Annotated in this window: 16 protein-coding genes; 9 read left to right on the top strand and 7 right to left on the bottom strand. The window is 75.8% G+C overall.

The features are described from left to right. Window positions 1-106 precede the first annotated feature (106 nt). The 3 genes from ACI79R_RS20990 to fabG are packed head-to-tail and all read right to left on the bottom strand — an operon-like array spanning window position 107 to window position 2,737. Window positions 107-1,225: a ferrochelatase gene (locus ACI79R_RS20990; RefSeq protein ID WP_456575615.1), complete on the bottom strand. Its 1,119-nt coding sequence runs from the start codon at window positions 1,223-1,225 to the stop codon at window positions 107-109. A 37-nt stretch (window positions 1,226-1,262) separates the two neighbouring features. Beyond that, window positions 1,263-2,033: an enoyl-ACP reductase FabI gene (fabI, locus tag ACI79R_RS20985; RefSeq protein WP_456575614.1), complete on the bottom strand. Its 771-nt coding sequence runs from the start codon at window positions 2,031-2,033 to the stop codon at window positions 1,263-1,265. Continuing rightward, window positions 2,033-2,737, bottom strand: a complete 705-nt coding sequence (gene fabG / locus ACI79R_RS20980) for a 3-oxoacyl-ACP reductase FabG (protein WP_456575613.1) — start codon at window positions 2,735-2,737, stop codon at window positions 2,033-2,035. The genes fabI and fabG overlap by 1 nt, the downstream gene beginning before the upstream one ends. Before the next feature lie 113 nt (window positions 2,738-2,850). Between fabG and ACI79R_RS20975 the strand changes: the two genes are divergently transcribed. Continuing rightward, entirely contained in the window at window positions 2,851-3,147 is a 297-nt protein-coding gene (locus tag ACI79R_RS20975; RefSeq protein WP_456575612.1) for a hypothetical protein, read from the top strand. An 82-nt stretch (window positions 3,148-3,229) separates the two neighbouring features. After that, window positions 3,230-3,508, top strand: a complete 279-nt coding sequence (locus ACI79R_RS20970) for a hypothetical protein (RefSeq protein ID WP_456575611.1) — start codon at window positions 3,230-3,232, stop codon at window positions 3,506-3,508. 15 nt (window positions 3,509-3,523) lie between these two features. Here ACI79R_RS20970 and ACI79R_RS20965 read toward each other — a convergent pair whose 3' ends face one another. Beyond that, complete coding sequence (locus tag ACI79R_RS20965) at window positions 3,524-4,753, bottom strand: 3-deoxy-7-phosphoheptulonate synthase (RefSeq protein ID WP_456575610.1); 1,230 nt, start codon at window positions 4,751-4,753, stop codon at window positions 3,524-3,526. A gap of 55 nt (window positions 4,754-4,808) precedes the next feature. Here ACI79R_RS20965 and ACI79R_RS20960 point away from each other — a divergent pair, with 55 nt between their 5' ends. Together ACI79R_RS20960 and ACI79R_RS20955 are read left to right on the top strand one after the other, a co-directional pair. After that, complete coding sequence (locus tag ACI79R_RS20960; protein ID WP_456575609.1) at window positions 4,809-5,012, top strand: zinc-ribbon domain-containing protein; 204 nt, start codon at window positions 4,809-4,811, stop codon at window positions 5,010-5,012. Between the two features lie 154 nt (window positions 5,013-5,166). Further along, window positions 5,167-5,499: an excisionase family DNA-binding protein gene (locus tag ACI79R_RS20955; RefSeq protein ID WP_456575608.1), complete on the top strand. Its 333-nt coding sequence runs from the start codon at window positions 5,167-5,169 to the stop codon at window positions 5,497-5,499. Between the two features lie 12 nt (window positions 5,500-5,511). Here the strand turns inward: ACI79R_RS20955 and ACI79R_RS20950 are convergent, their stop codons facing one another. The 3 genes from ACI79R_RS20950 to ACI79R_RS20940 form a co-directional block, all read right to left on the bottom strand. Further along, window positions 5,512-6,411 carry an NAD(P)-dependent oxidoreductase gene (locus ACI79R_RS20950; protein WP_456575607.1) on the bottom strand — a complete coding sequence of 300 codons (900 nt, stop codon included), beginning with the start codon at window positions 6,409-6,411 and terminating at the stop codon, window positions 5,512-5,514. A 5-nt stretch (window positions 6,412-6,416) separates the two neighbouring features. Then, window positions 6,417-7,019, bottom strand: coding sequence for an RBBP9/YdeN family alpha/beta hydrolase (locus ACI79R_RS20945; RefSeq protein WP_456575606.1), 603 nt, complete (start codon window positions 7,017-7,019; stop codon window positions 6,417-6,419). Between the two features lie 125 nt (window positions 7,020-7,144). Next, complete coding sequence (locus ACI79R_RS20940; protein ID WP_456575605.1) at window positions 7,145-8,638, bottom strand: aminotransferase-like domain-containing protein; 1,494 nt, start codon at window positions 8,636-8,638, stop codon at window positions 7,145-7,147. Between the two features lie 298 nt (window positions 8,639-8,936). Between ACI79R_RS20940 and ACI79R_RS20935 the strand changes: the two genes are divergently transcribed. From ACI79R_RS20935 to ACI79R_RS20915, 5 genes are read left to right on the top strand one after another with little or no spacing between them, the layout of a single operon-like run. Beyond that, window positions 8,937-10,073: an aminotransferase-like domain-containing protein gene (locus tag ACI79R_RS20935; RefSeq protein ID WP_456575604.1), complete on the top strand. Its 1,137-nt coding sequence runs from the start codon at window positions 8,937-8,939 to the stop codon at window positions 10,071-10,073. After that, a complete protein-coding gene (locus tag ACI79R_RS20930) occupies window positions 10,070-10,633 on the top strand; it encodes a hypothetical protein (protein ID WP_456575603.1) in 564 nt (187 codons plus the stop codon). Before ACI79R_RS20935 ends, ACI79R_RS20930 begins: the two co-directional genes overlap by 4 nt. Continuing rightward, window positions 10,630-11,979 carry a CoA transferase gene (locus tag ACI79R_RS20925; RefSeq protein ID WP_456575602.1) on the top strand — a complete coding sequence of 450 codons (1,350 nt, stop codon included), beginning with the start codon at window positions 10,630-10,632 and terminating at the stop codon, window positions 11,977-11,979. Before ACI79R_RS20930 ends, ACI79R_RS20925 begins: the two co-directional genes overlap by 4 nt. Next, on the top strand, window positions 11,976-13,127 hold the full coding sequence (locus ACI79R_RS20920; RefSeq protein ID WP_456575601.1) for an MFS transporter: 1,152 nt from the start codon (window positions 11,976-11,978) through the stop codon (window positions 13,125-13,127). The genes ACI79R_RS20925 and ACI79R_RS20920 overlap by 4 nt, the downstream gene beginning before the upstream one ends. 33 nt (window positions 13,128-13,160) lie before the next feature. Then, on the top strand, window positions 13,161-14,132 hold the full coding sequence (locus ACI79R_RS20915; RefSeq protein WP_456575600.1) for a quinone oxidoreductase family protein: 972 nt from the start codon (window positions 13,161-13,163) through the stop codon (window positions 14,130-14,132). The last annotated feature ends 120 nt before the right edge of the window (window positions 14,133-14,252 follow it).

Genomic DNA, 14,252 nt, shown 5'->3' with positions numbered 1-14,252 from the left:
GTCCTGGCGACCACGTGCCGCACCCCCACGACCCCGCCCCCCCCGCCCCCCCCCCCCCCCCCCCCCCCCCCCCCCCCCCCCCCCCCCCCCCCCCCCCCCACTCCGCTCAACGCCGCGGACGGGCGACGAAACAGCAGGCGGCCGGGCAGTTCGTGCCCAGCCGCGGCGGCCCGCCGGCCCGCCGCTCGGCGAGCAGCTCCCGGACGGTCGCCACGAACGCCGGGTGCGTGCCGGCGGTGCCGGCCCGCACGAAGGTCAGCCCGAGCTCGGCGGCGGTCTCGCGGGCCTCGTTGTCGAGGTCCCAGATCACCTCGAGGTGGTCGCTGACGAATCCCACCGGGAAGACGACGACGGCGGTCTCCCCCGCCGCGGCCAGCAGCCGCAGGTGGTCGTTGACGTCGGGCTCCAGCCACGGCACCGACGGCGGGCCGCTGCGGCTCTGCCACACCAGGTCGTAGGCCCGGCCGGGCTCGACGGCGTCGACCACCGCGCGGGCCGCGGCGTGCAGCTCGTCCTGGTAGGCGCCGCCGTCCGGGCCGGCGACCGCGGCCATCGCTTCGGGGATGCTGTGCGCGGTCGCCACCAGCCGCGCGGTGCCGCGCTGCTCCTCCGGCAGCTGCGCCAGCGCCGCGGCCAGCGCGTCGGCGTTGGCCCGCACGAAGCCGGGGGCGTCGAAGTAGTGCGGCAGCTTCTCCGCCGTCGGGGCGCCGGGGCCGTGCGCGGCGCGGGCCCGGGCGACGTCCTCGTGGTACTGCCGGCAGCCCGACGCCGAGGCGTAGGCCGAGGTGGCGAAGACGTAGACGTGCTCGATGCCGTCCCCGGCCATCTGCCGCCAGGTGTCCTCGACGTAGGGCGCCCAGTTGCGGTTGCCCCAGTAGACCGGCAGCGCGATGCCGGCCGCGGCGAGGTCGGCCTCGACCGCGGCGATCAGCGCCTTGTTCTGGTCGTTGATCGGGCTCACGCCGCCGAAGTGGTGGTAGTGCTCGGCCACCGCCTCCAGCCGCTCCCGCGGGATGCCGCGGCCGCGGGTGACGTTCTCGAGGAAGGGCATGACGTCGTCGTGCCCCTCCGGACCGCCGAAGGAGAGCACCAGCAGCGCCTCCCGGCGGCCGGCCGGCGCCGGCGTCGCCGGCGGCGGCGTGCCCCCGTTGTTGCGGACGGCCAGCGAGGGGTCCTCGTCGGGCTGCTGGCCGGGGTGGAGGTCGACGTCGGTCGCGAGCGGCACGGCAGTCCTTCGGTCGTACGGGGTGGATCGGATGCGCTCAGACGCCGACGGCGTGGAAGCCCCCGTCGACGTGCACGATCTCCCCGGTGGTGGCCGGGAACCAGTCCGACAGCAGGGCGACGACGGCCTTGCCGGCGGGCTCGGTGTCGGTGACCGACCAGCCCAGCGGCGCGCGGCCCTCCCAGGCTTCCTCGAACTGGGCGCTGCCCGGGATGGACTTCATGGCCATGCTGCGCAGCGGCCCGGCGGCCACGATGTTGGAGCGCACGCCCTCGGGGCCCAGCTCGCGGGCCACGTACCGGCTGACCGACTCGAGGGCCGCCTTGGCCGCGCCCATCCAGCCGTAGACCGGCCAGGCGACGGAGGCGTCGAAGGTCAGCCCGACGACCGAGGAGGGGTTGGCCAGCAGCGGCCGGCAGGCCTGGGTGAGGGAGGCGTAGGACCACGACGAGACCTGGAACGCGGTCGCGGCGTGCTCCCAGGCGACCTCGGGGAAGCCCTCCCCCATCGCCTCCTGCGGCGCGAAGCCGATGGAGTGCACGACGCCGTCGAGGGTGTCGAAGCCCTGCTCGCGCAGCCGGTCGGCCAGCGTCGCGAGGTGCTCGGTGTTCGTCACGTCCAGCTCGACGACGGCGGCCTCCTGCGGCAGCCGCTTGGCGATCCGCTGGCACAGCGACAGGGCCCGGCCGAAGTTGGAGAGCACGACGGTGGCGCCCTGCTCCTGCGCGATCCGCGCGGTGGCGAAGGCGATCGAGGCCTCGGTGAGGACCCCGGTGATCAGGACCTTCTTGCCCTCGAGAATTCCCATCAGTGCCCCATCCCCAGTCCACCGTCGACCGGGACGACCGCCCCGGTGATGTATCCGGCCGCGTCGCTCGCGAGGAAGCGGACGACGCCGGCGATCTCGTCCGCCTCGGCGTACCGGCCCAGCGGTACCTGCCCGAGGATCTCCTGCTGCCGCTTCTCCGGCAGTTCGGCGGTCATGTCGGTGCGCACGAACCCGGGGGCGACGACGTTGGCGGTGATGCCCCGGCTGCCCAGCTCGCGGGCGATCGAGCGGGAGAGCCCGACCAGCCCGGCCTTGCTGGCCGCGTAGTTGGTCTGGCCGGCCGAGCCCAGCAGCCCGACCACCGAGGAGACGAACACCATCCGGCCGAAGCGGGCGCGGACCATCTTCGCCGAGGCGCGCTTGGCCACCCGGTAGGCCGCGGTGAGGTTGGCGTCGACGACGTCGGCGAAGTCGGCCTCCTTCATCCGCATGAGCAGCCCGTCGCGGGTGATGCCGGCGTTGCTGACCAGCACCTCGACCGGGCCCTGGTGCTGCTCGACCTCGGTGAAGGCGCGGTCGACCGCCTCGGCGTCGGTGACGTCGCACTGCACGCCGAACAGGCCGTCGGGGGCGCCACTGCCGCGGTGCGTCACCGCCACCGCGTCGCCCTGCTCGGCGAAGGCCCGGGCGATGGCCAGCCCGATCCCCCGGTTCCCCCCGGTCACCAGCACCGACCTGCCCACTGCGCCCACCTCGCCGATCGCCGCTCGTCCGCCGGGGGTCCAACCTAGTCGGTCGGCCCGGGGCCCACCGGCGACGGCCGGTCGGGGCGGCCGTCGCGCGGCACACTGGGCGGGTGGTCCCGGCCCGCGGCGTCGTCCGGTTGCTCAACACCTCCGGCGGGGGCGTGCTGTGCCTCGCCGGGCACGTCGACGGGCCGGCCGTCGACGCCTACCTGCACCGCTACGGCCGCGAGCCGGTGCGGGTGGCGGCCATCGATGCCGGCTCGGTCACCGCGCTGTCCGAGCGCGGGCTGGAGCTGCTGCTGGACCACCTGACCGTCGCCCGGCGGGCCGGGCGCGCGGTGGCCGTCCGGCACTCGCCGCCGGTGGCCCGTTCGCTGGCGGCGGAGGGCTACGCCGACGCCCTCTGAGGGCCGCCGGACCCTGGTGCGCCGGCCGCGGCGGGAGCAGCATCGAGGAGCACCACCGCACCGTCGCGGAAGGAGCCGCACCGTGCCCGCTCCCGATCCCCTGTCGATGTCGCTGGCCGAGAAGCTCGCCTGCGAGTGGGAGGCCCGCCACGACGTCGCCGCCCGCCGCCGGGGCGGCGACCCCGCACCCCTCCAGCACTACCTGACGCACGTGCGCTGCGAGGACGCGCGTTCCCCGGCACGCCGGCGGGCGGCCGAGCGCCCGGCCCGGCCGGTCCCCGCCCCCCGCTCGCCCCTGAGCGACTGGGTGCGCTGGGGCGAGGAGGGGCGGGCCGGCAGCCCGGTCATCCCGCGCTGCTGACCCCCGGCCGCCCGGCTACCCCCGCCGCGCGCGGGCGGCCGCCGCGAGCTCGGCGAGCAGCATCTCCGTCGTCGGCAGGTCCATGCAGGCGTCGGTGACGCTGCAGCCGTACTGCAGCCGCTCGGGGTGCTGCTGGTCGAGGTCCTGCCGGCCGGCGACCAGGTGGCTCTCCATCATCACGCCGCGGATGGCCGACTCACCGCCGCCGATCTGACCGGCCAGGTCGCGGACGACGTCGACCTGGCGCACGTGGTCCTTCTGGCTGTTGCCGTGCGAGGCGTCGACGACGACGACCTCCGGCAGGCCCCGGGCCGCGAGCCGCCGGCGGGTGTCGGCGATGTGCGCCGCGGAGTAGTTCGGGCCGTTCTTGTCGCCGCGCAGGATGACGTGGCCGGTGTCGTTGCCGGTGGTCGACAGCTGGGCCGACACCCCGTGCGCGTCGACACCGAGGAACTCGTGCGGCGCCCGGGCGGTGAGCACCGCCGAGATCGCCGCGTCGATGCTGCCCTCCGGGGAGTTCTTGAAGCCGATGACGGAGGAGAAGCCCGACACCCGCTCGCGGGCGGTCTGGTCGGTGACGTTGCGGGCGCCCACGCCGTTGTAGGTGACCAGGCCGTTGACGTACTGCGGGGTGAGCGCGTTCAGCGGCTCCGCGGCCACCGGCACGCCCATGCCGGTGATCGCCACCATGAGCATGCGGGTGGCGACCAGCCCCACGCTGATCCGGCTGGACCCGTCGAGGAAGGGGTCGTAGGCGAAGCCCTTCCAGTCCACCTCGGTGCGCGGCTTCTCGGTGTAGGTGCGCATGAGGATCTCGAGGTCCGCGCCGTGCCGCTCGCGCATGCGGGCGATGAAGCCGGCGTACTCGACGGCGGAGGCCGGGTCGTGGATCGAGCAGGGCCCGGCGATGACGGCCAGCCGCGGATCGCGCCCGGCGAGGACGTCGGTGGTGGCGCGGCGCCCGTCCCGGGTGGTGGCCACCGACTCCGGCGTCAGGGGGACGACGGCGGCGACCGCCGCCGGCGTGACGACGACGCTGAGCGCGGTGATGCGGGCGTTGACCAGGCCGCCGAGGTCGACGGGGTCGGCCTGCGGCACGCCCAGCCGCTGCTGCACGCCGGGCAGGAGGTCGGTGAGCGTGTCGTCGATCTGTTGGTTGACCCGGGTCTGCACCTCGAGCAGGGCGTCGGTGATCCGCGTCGCCGCGGCCAGGATCTGGTCGGCGGGGACCTGGGGCTGCTGCACCGGTCCAGTGTCCTGCAACCCGGCGGGCCGGCCCGCACCCACCTAGGCTGGGCCGGTGTTCTTCCTCTTCGGGTTCGGCACCAAGCAGCGGGAGCTGGGGCCCGGAGCGGTGCGCACCTGCCCCAACTGCGGCAACACGACCACCTGGGCGCGGATCCGGGAGTCCCGGCAGCTCACGGTCTTCTTCCTGCCGATCGCGCGGTGGGGCCGGCGGGAGCTGGAGGTCTGCCCGGTGTGCGGGGTGACCGTCGCGGCCTGAGCGCCCCGTGCGGCACAGGCACAACATCTGACGAAGCGGACCGGTTCGTCTCGTCCGTCTCGGACCTCCACGGACAGCGACGGCGCCTTTACGGTCAGTACCAGCACGCACGAGCCCGGCCCGTGCCCCTGGACCGCTCCCGAGAGGAACCCCCGTGACCCTGCCCCAGCGCTCCCCCGCTGCCCCCTTCGCCCGCCCCGCCGTCAACGCCCACTACCGCCCGATGGCGCAGCGCCCCGTGGGCCAGCACCCGATGCCCCAGCGGCCGATGCCCCAGCGGTCGATGCCCCAGCGGCCGGCCGAGCGCCCCGCGGTCGCCTTCCTGACCGTCGCCGAGGTCGCCTCGATCATGCGCGTGTCGAAGATGACCGTGTACCGCCTGGTGCACGGCGGCGAGATGGCCGCCGTCCGCGTCGGCCGGTCGTTCCGCGTGCCCGAGTCGGCCGTCCGCGAGTACCTGGCCGACGCGCGCACCGACGTCGCCTGATCGCGTCGGCGCTCAGCCGCCGCCGGGTGCCGACCGCCCCACAGCCCCGGTCCGCGCCTCGATCCCGCGGACGACCGCGGCCATGTCGGCCCGCCCCATGCCGAGCGCCTCGGTCTCCCCGTAGAGGGCGTGGCAGACCTCGAGCAGCGGCACCGCGACGCCGGCACGAGCAGCCGCCTCGGCCACCAGGCCGCTGTTCATCAGGACGTCGGCGATGGACGCCTGGACGGCGAAGTCGCGGTCCAGGAGCTTGGCCGCCTTGATCCGCGACACCTCGCTGGCCATCGGCCCGGCGTCGAGGACCTCGCGGAACGCACGGAGGTCGAGGCCGTGGCGGTCGGCGAAGTGGAACGCCTCGGCGAGGCCGGTGACCAGCGTGATGAGGAAGAGGTTGACCGACAGCTTCATCCGCAGCGCGTCCGGCACCGGGCCGCACACGAAGGTCCGGCGGCACATCGGCGCCAGGAGGGGCCGTACCTCCGCGACGACGTCGGCGTCGCCGGCCAGCAGGCCGACCAGCTGGCCGCGCTCGGCCGGGACGCGGGAGCCGGAGACCGGCGCCTCGACGTACTCCCCGCCGGCCGCACGGACGTCCTCGGCGAGCCGGGCCGAGTACTCGGGTGACGTGGTACCCATGGCGACGACGACGTGGTCGCGGACCCGGTCGGCGAAGCCGTCGGTGCCCCGGCCCAGGACGGCGTCGACCGCGTCGGCGTCCGCGAGCATCAGCAGCACCGTCCGGGCCCGCCGGAAGACGGCGGCCGGGCTGGCCACGACCGTCGCTCCGGCGGCGCGCAACGGCTCCGTTCGCACGGCGGAGCGGTTCCAGACGACCAGGGGCGTGCCGGCCCGCGCGAGGGCGTGCGCCATCGGCTGGCCCATGACCCCGAGGCCGATGAACCCGGCCGCCATGCCGCTCATCCCTCGCGGCCGGTGATCCTGACCGACGGGTCCCGGCACCAGGCCAGCACCGACGGCCAGTCGCCGTAACCCGCGGGCAGGTCGAGGTGCCCGGCACCCGGCACGATGTCGGCATCGAGGCCGTGGCGCTCGGCGTACAGCGCGGCCGCACCGCCGGGGCAGTACGGGTCGGCGTCACTGGCGACCAGCCGGACGGTCGCGGCGATCCCGGGGGCCAGCGGCTCGGTCTCCATCCGGTCCGGCACGAAGGCCGCCACCGTCTCCTGCCGGACGAACGAGGGCGCCGGCGGGGCGACGAGCAGGACGCGGTCGGCGTGGACCGGCTCGGCCGAGGTGGCCGCCTGCCACCACAGAAGGACCGCCAGGCTGTGGCAGACCAGCACCCGCTCCGCACCGCGCATGGCCGCCGCGTAGCGCCGCAGGTCCAGGAGCCAGTCCGCCAGCACCGGCGCATCCGGCTCGGGCAGCTGCGGGTAGAGCACCTGCGCGCCGTCCTCGGCGAGCCGATCGGCCAGCCAGCGCTGCCAGTGCCCGACCGGCCGGCGATTCGGCCAGCCGTGCAGGATCAGGAAGCTCTTCTCGTCCATCGGCGTCGTCATGTCCCTTCCTCCTCGCGCTGCCGGCCTCGCGCTGGCGGCCTCGCCGGATGGTGGTGCCCGCCGACCGGCCCGGCCAGGGCCAATGCGGCGCCCAGTGGATCTCTCTGCGCCGCGTCGCGCCGGCTTCAGGCGCCCACGCGGTCGTCCGGAGCGCCGGGGGGCCGGCCCGTTCCCCGGACGTACTCCTCCCAGGCCCGGGCGAGCCGGGAGACGCCCTCCTGCAGCACGTCGGGCGGCTGTGTGCAGGAGATCCGGATGTGGTCGAGCACCGAGTCGTCGACGCTGTGCACGCTGCCCGGGGTCACCGTGACCGCGTGCCGGTAGGCGTACTGGAGGAACGTGTCGGCGTCCCCGGCCGGCAAGCGGACCCACAGCGACAGCCCGCTGTCGGCGGGTGCGCAGCGCCACGACGGCAGCAGCCGCGCGACCAGGGTGCGCACCAGCTCGCGGCGCTCGGTGAGGACCGCCCGGCGGGCGGAGGTGAGCGACTCGGCGCGCTCGAGGACCGCCGCCGCGACCGACTGGGTTAGCAGCGACATGCCGTAGTCGCTCGCCGCGCGGGTCCGGGCCACCCGGGCCACCACCTCCTCGGGCGCGCGCAGCCAGCCGACCCGGAGGCCGGCCCAAGCCACCTTGCTGAGGGACGCCGCGGTCAGCACCCGGCCGGCGCGGTCGAAGGCCGCCAGCGGCCGGGGACCGCCGGGCAGCGGGAGCGGATCGAGGGCGTCGTCGGCGAAGAGGTACGCGCCGAGCCCGTCGAAGAGCTCGGCGAGCGCACGCCGGCGTCCCTCCCGCATCACCCGGCCGCCGGGGTTGGAGCAGGCGGGCATGAGGTAGGCCATCCGGGCCCCCGACCGCTCGACCGCGTCGCGGAGCACCTGCACCGACGCCCACTCGCCCTCGGGCGGGACGGCGACCAACCGGGCACCGGCCCGCGCCAGGGCGTCGATCGCCCCGGGGTAGGTCGCGCTCTCCACGACCACCGCGTCTCCGGGTCGGAGCGTCGCGGCCGCGGCCAGGGCCAGGGCCTGCTGGGCCCCGGTGGTCACGAGGACCTGCTCCGGCGAGGTTGCGGCCCCCGCCTGGGCGTACATCCGCGCGATCAGCGCTCGCAGGCGCGGAGAACCGAGCGGCTGGTAGCCGTGCCCGGCACCGTCGGCGAGCAGCTGCTCGCGGGTCGGCGCCGCGAACACCTCGTCCGGCAGCGGGTCCATGTCCCACACCGCGCTGACCGAGAGGTCCACCACGTCGTCCCCGGCGTCGATGAGGCGCGAGCTCAGCCAGCGCGCCCGCGCCGCCGGACCGACCGGGTCGGTGACGACGGCCAGCGGCCGTGGCGCGTCGACCCGCACCCACGTGCCGCTCCCCTGCCGGCTGTCGAGCCAGCCCTGGTCGCGGAGGGCGTCGTAGACCGTGGCCAGCGTTCCGCGGCTGACCCGCAGGGCCGAGGCCAGCGTCCGCTCGGGCGGCAGGCGGGTGCCAGGTGGCAGGTCGCCACGCCGCAGCGCCCGCAGCAGCGCCCGCTCGAGCTGGACCTGCAGGGAACCCCGTCCGGTGCTCCACTGCCCCAGCAGCGCCGCCAGCGAGGTGGCGTCCACCCCGGTCCGATCGTCGTCCACCTGACCTCCGGGTCAGAGGATCGCCCGGCGACCGCGGCGCGGGCAGGAGGCCACTCGCCCGGATTGGACCGCTTCCCGCCGGGGAGTCCGGACCACCTGCGGCCGCATTGGCCCTGGTCCGCGGTCGGTGGCGGAGTGACGCTGTGCCCCCGGGCGCGGCGTGGCGCCCCCGCGAAGAGAGGCGGCCATGCGCACCGCTCCCGTCCGGCCGGACGATCCCTCGGTCCCCCACGACTGCGCCGTCCCGGACTGGGGGGCGTGGGCAGCCGGTCTGCTGTCGGCGCGAGCCGCGGCGACCGTGTCCTCGACGATCCGCGACCTGCTCGCCGTCACCGCCCGCCCGGAGATCGTCTCCCTGGCCGGCGGCCTGCCGGCCGAGGCGGCGATTCCCGTCGAGTGGCTCGGCGAGTGCGCCGCTGTCGCCGCCCGTTCCCCCGGCGGCCTGCAGTACTCCCTCACCGAGGGGGATCCCGAGCTCCGGGAGCTGCTCGCCGGCTGGGAGAGCACCTGGCTGGGCCGGCCCGTGACCGCGCCCGACGTTCTGGTGACCACCGGATCGCAGCAGGCGCTGGACCTGCTCGCGCGGGCGCTGCTCGACCCGGGCGACCCGGTGGTCGTCGAGGACCCCGCCTACATCGGTGCCCTGCAGGCCTTCACGGCCGCCGGAGCGCACCTGACCGCGGTGCCGCAGGACCGCGACGGGATGCGCACCCCGGACCTGGAGGCGCGGCTGCGCGGCGGCCTGCGGCCGAAGCTCGTGTACGTCACCCCGACGTTCCACAACCCGGCCGGGAGCACCCTGCCCGACCATCGGCGGCGGCACCTCGCCGCGCTCGCGGACCGCTACGGCTTCCTGGTCGTGGAGGACGACGCCTACCGGCTCCTCCCGTTCGACGGCGAGCCGCCGTCACCCGTGGCCGCGCACACGGAGCGCGCCGCCCACCTCGGGACCTTCTCGAAGATCCTCTCGCCTGGGCTCCGGGTGGGCTGGCTGACCGCGCCCCGTCCGGTCCTCGCCGCGATGACTCGGATCAAGCAGGCCGCCGACCTGCACACCTCGACGTTCGCCCAGGTGGTCCTCCGGGAGGCCGGCGCCGACGCCCGGCGGCTGCAGGACCACGTCGGTGCGCTGCGCCGGCTCTACCGCGGGCGGGCCGAGCACCTGGTCACCGCCCTCGCCTCGGCGTTCGGCGACCGGCTGTCGATCGGGACGCCGGCAGGGGGCATGTTCTGCTGGGCGGAGTTCCTGGACGGCACCGACACCTCGGCGCTGCTGCCGACCGCGCTGCAGCGCGGGGTGGCCTTCGTCCCCGGCACCGCGTTCTCCGTCGCCGGCGCCCAGCGGCACGCCCTCCGGCTGTGCTTCGCCAGCGTGCCCGGGCCCGTCCTGAATGAGGGCGTGCGCCGGCTCGCCGCCGCGGGGCCGGCTCGGTGACCGCCGTCCGGGCGGTGCGCGCCCTGAACGACGGACTGGTCGCGCCGGGCGCAACCCGTTCCGAACTCGTGCTGACGTACACCACCGCGAGCGCGGGAACCGTGCTCGCGGTGGTCCTCGCCGACCGCGCCGGGCTCGGCGTCCTGGCCACCGTGGTGTCCGCCGTGGTCGCGTTCGACCTCTTCGGCGGAGCGGTCGCCAACGCCGTGCCGTCGGGGAGCCGCCGCTGGCACGGCCCGCACAGCAGCGCCGCCCGGCACCTGGGGTTCGTCGCCCTGCACGTGCAGCCGCTGCTGCTCGCCCTGGTCCACCGCGACTACGAGGTCGGCTCGGCCGCACTGCTGTACGGCGCCACGCTCCTCGCGGCCGTCGCGGTGCTGGCCGCACCGCCGGAGCTGCGACGCGCCGTGGCGCTGTCGGCCGTCTCCCTGGGCGTCGGTCTCTTCTCCGTCGTCGCCGTCGCACCCGCCGACCTGGCGTGGCTGGTGCCCGTGCTGCTGACCAAGCTGCTCGTGGCCCACCTCTCCCCCGGTGCGGAGGAGGCGGATCGCGACCGATGAGCTCCGTCGACCAGGTCGCCGAGTACCTCGCGCGAGCAGCCTGGCACGAACTCACCGACGAGGACCTGCCCCAGGGGATCGTCCGCACGACGGGGACGGCCGGCCTGCCGTCGTCGCTCCCCGTGGCCGGGCTGGCCGTCGGTGCCGTCACCACCCAGCTGCTGGCCGCCCGACGGCTGGCCGGGCACGGACGGCCCCGGGTCGTCCGGCTCGACGCCGCGCACGTCGGCGTCTCTTTCCGCAGCGAGCGGCACGTCCGTCTCGGCGACCGCTCGGTGGGGCCCGGGTTCGCGCCCCTGTCCCGGTTCCTGCGCACGGCCGACGGCTGGATCCGGCTCCACGCCAACTACCCGCATCACCGGGACGCGGTCCTCAGCGTGCTCGGGCCGGACCCGGAGGCGGCAGCCGTGGGAGCCGCGGCCCGGGACCTGGAGGCCGCGATCGTCGCGGCGGGCGGCGCCGCCGCAGCGGTGCGCAGCAGGCAGGAGTGGGCGGGATCGCCTCAGGGGCAGGTCGTCGCGGCCTTGCCACTGCTGTCCCTGCGACAGGTCGCCGACGGCCCCCGCCGTGCGGTCCGGCCCGGTGGGTTGCGCGTACTGGACCTCACCCGGGTCATCGCCGGGCCGGTCGCGGGCCGCACGCTCGCCTCCCACGGCGCCGACGTCCTGCGGGTCGACGACCCGGAACGTCCCGACGACGCCGGCGGGCTCCTGGACACCGGCGTGGGGAAACGGCACGTCCTCCTCGACTTCCGCTCGCCCACCGACCGCCGCGTCCTCGAAGACCTGCTGGCCGGGGCGGACGCCGTGCTGCAGGGATACCGGCCGGGCGCCCTCGCCCGGTGGGGCCTGGACCCGGAGTCGCTCCGCGCGCGTCATCCGCACCTGGCCGTCGTCGCTCTCTCGGCGTGGGGCTGGACCGGGCCCTGGCGGAGCCGGCGGGGCTTCGACAGCATCGTCCAGGCGGCCACCGGCATCGCCGACCTCTGCGCCGCGGACGGCATCCCCGGCGCGCTCCCCGTGCAGGCGCTGGACCACGCCACGGGGCACCTCGCGGCAGCGGCCACGATGAGCGCGGTCACCCGGAGTCGGGAGCAGGGAGGTACCTGGCATGGCGACCTGTCGCTCGCCCGGACCGCGCACTGGCTGCTGACCGCCCCGCCACCGGACGAGGCCACCGCCCAAGGCGAGGCGGCGGCCTCGGTGGACCCCCAGCCGTACCTGGCCACGCTGCCGTCGGCGGCCGGCACGGTGACCGTCGTCCGGCCGCCGGGCTCGCCCCTGTGGCGCCGTGCCGCCCTGCTGCCGGACCGGAGCACGCCCGCCTGGGACGTCGACCGCCCGTGACCGCCTCCCGGGCGCTCGCCGGCCTGTGCGTCGTCGAGTTCCTCAGCTGGGGCGTCCTCTACTACTCCCTCCCCCTGGGCGCTCCGCGGATCGCGGCCGAGAACGCGTGGTCACCCGTGGTGGTGCCCGCCGTGTTCACCGCCTCGTTGGTGTGCGCCGCCGTGATCGGCCCCAGGGCGGGCAGGTGGGTGGACGCGTTCGGGCCCCGGCCGGTCATGACGATCGGCTCCGCCGCCGGCGGAGTGGCGGTGGCCACTTCGGCCACGACCTCCTCCTTTCCGGTCTTCGCCGCGGCGTGGGTGGTGGTGGGTGCGGCGCAGGCGTGCACCCTCTACCCCCCGGCGTTCGCCGCGATCTCCCAGTGGTTCCCGGCACGCGGCGCGTGGCCGCTCACCCTGGTCACGCTGGCCGGTGGCATCTCGTCTGCCGCCTTCGCCCCCGTCACCGCCGGGTTGATCGACGGTCTCGGATGGCAGCCGGCCTTCCTCGTCCTCGGCCTCGGCTACGGGGTGCTGTCGGCCGCCGCGGCGCTGCTGCTGCTCTCTCCACGCTGGCGACGACCACGTCGCACCGGCGCCGCGCACGCGGAGTTCGTGCGCGCGATCGTTCGGACCCGCGAGTTCGTGAACGCCCGGATCGCCCTCGCAGTGGCCGGGGCCGGCTTGTACGCGGTGACCCTCAACATGGTGCCGCTGCTGCAGGAGATCGGCTTCGGTTACCGCGAGGCCGCCGTCGTCTTCGGGCTCGTCGGTTCGGGCCAACTGCTCGGCCGACTGGCCTTCCTCCCCCTCAGCCGGCGCGGTACGCCGCGACTGCTCACCGTCGCGCAGGTCGGGCTGACGACGGTGGCGCTGCTCGCGGTCGCCGTCACGGCCGCACCAGGCGCGCTGGTCGTGGTCGGCGCGGTGTTCGTCGGAGCGGTGCGCGGTGCGCACACCCTGTCGGTGGCGACGGCGGTGTCCGACCGCTGGGGCGCGGAGTCCTACGCGACGATCTTCGGCCGCTTCAACCTCCCGATCGCCGTCGCCATCGCGGTCAGCCCGCTCCTGGGCGAGCTCGTGACGTCGGCGCTCGGCTCGTACCGGAGCACGTCGCTGGCGTTCGCCGTCCTGGCGGCGGCAGCCCTGGTCGTGGCCCGACACACCTGAGCTCGTGTGCCGGCCCTCCCCTAGCGTTGCCCCATGCGAGCTGTGCAGATCACCCGCTTCGGCGGCCCCGAGGTCCTCGACGTCGTCGACCTCCCCGACCCGGTGCCGGCCGACGGGCAGCAGCTGTTCGACGTCGCCACCGCCGGCATCAACTACGCCGACACCCACCAGACCGAGGACTCCTACCTCGCTCCCCAGCAGCTGCCGCTGATCCCGGGGGCCGAGTTCGTCGGCCGCCTGTCCGGCGGCGGGCCCCGGGTGGTCGGGCTGCTCGAGGGCGGCGGCTACGCCGAGCGGGTCGCCGCGCACCCGCGGCTGACCTGGGAGGTGCCCGACGGCGTCACCGACGAGCAGGCGCTGGCCGTCGTCCTCCAGGGGTCGACCGCCTGGCACCTGCTGCGCACCAGCGCGCACCTGGCCGCCGGGGAGACCGTCGTCGTCATCGCCGGCGCCGGCGGCGTCGGCTCGCTCGCCGTCCAGCTGGCCCGGCGCTGGGGCGCCGGCCGGGTGATCGCCACCGCGTCCAGCCCGGAGAAGCGGGCGCTGGCCGAGGAGCTCGGTGCCGATGCCACCGTCGACCCCGCGCTCGCCGAGCAGGACCCGCGCGCCTTCGCCGGCGCGCTGCGCGAGGCCAACGGCGGCCGGCCGGTCGACGTCGTGCTGGAGATGACCGGCGGCGCGGTGTTCGACGGCTCGCTGTCGGCGCTGGCCCCCTTCGGCCGGCTGGTCGCCTACGGCCAGGCCGGCCGCACCCAGCCCCGCCCGATCGCCGCCGCCTCCCTCATGCAGAAGAGCCGCGCGGTCATCGGCTTCTGGCTGGCCCACTGCATGGGCCGCCCGTCGATGATGGACGACGCCATGACCGAGCTCCTGCCGCTGGTCGCGCAGGGTGCGCTTAGGCCGGTCGGCGGCGGCCGGTACCCGCTCACCGACGTCCGCCGCGCCCACGAGGACCTCCTCGCCCGGCGCACCACCGGCAAGCTCGTGCTCGACCCCAGCAGCTGATCCCCGCGGCGGGGGTCACGCTGCGCGGTGCGCGAGTGGCCCCCGCCTCACCGGTCCGGGTGGTCCTGTTCACCCGACCGTGACGTTCCGTCGTCGCTGCCCGTTCCGATCCCTACGGTC

The sequence above is a fragment of the Blastococcus sp. SYSU D00820 genome, assembly GCF_054050695.1.
The sequence above is the reverse complement of the archived record's forward strand: the minus strand, read 5'-3'. Positions and strand labels throughout refer to the sequence as shown.

What these genes read in the sequence shown, in the direction of transcription:
- ACI79R_RS20915 (WP_456575600.1), top strand. Translation starts at nt 13,161, where the DNA reads ATGCGAGCTGTGCAGATCACCCGCTTCGGCGGCCCCGAGGTCCTCGAC.
- ACI79R_RS20925 (WP_456575602.1), top strand. Translation starts at nt 10,630, where the DNA reads ATGAGCTCCGTCGACCAGGTCGCCGAGTACCTCGCGCGAGCAGCCTGG.
- ACI79R_RS20950 (WP_456575607.1), bottom strand. Translation starts at nt 6,411, where the DNA reads ATGGCGGCCGGGTTCATCGGCCTCGGGGTCATGGGCCAGCCGATGGCG.
- fabI (WP_456575614.1), bottom strand. Translation starts at nt 2,033, where the DNA reads ATGGGAATTCTCGAGGGCAAGAAGGTCCTGATCACCGGGGTCCTCACC.
- ACI79R_RS20945 (WP_456575606.1), bottom strand. Translation starts at nt 7,019, where the DNA reads ATGACGACGCCGATGGACGAGAAGAGCTTCCTGATCCTGCACGGCTGG.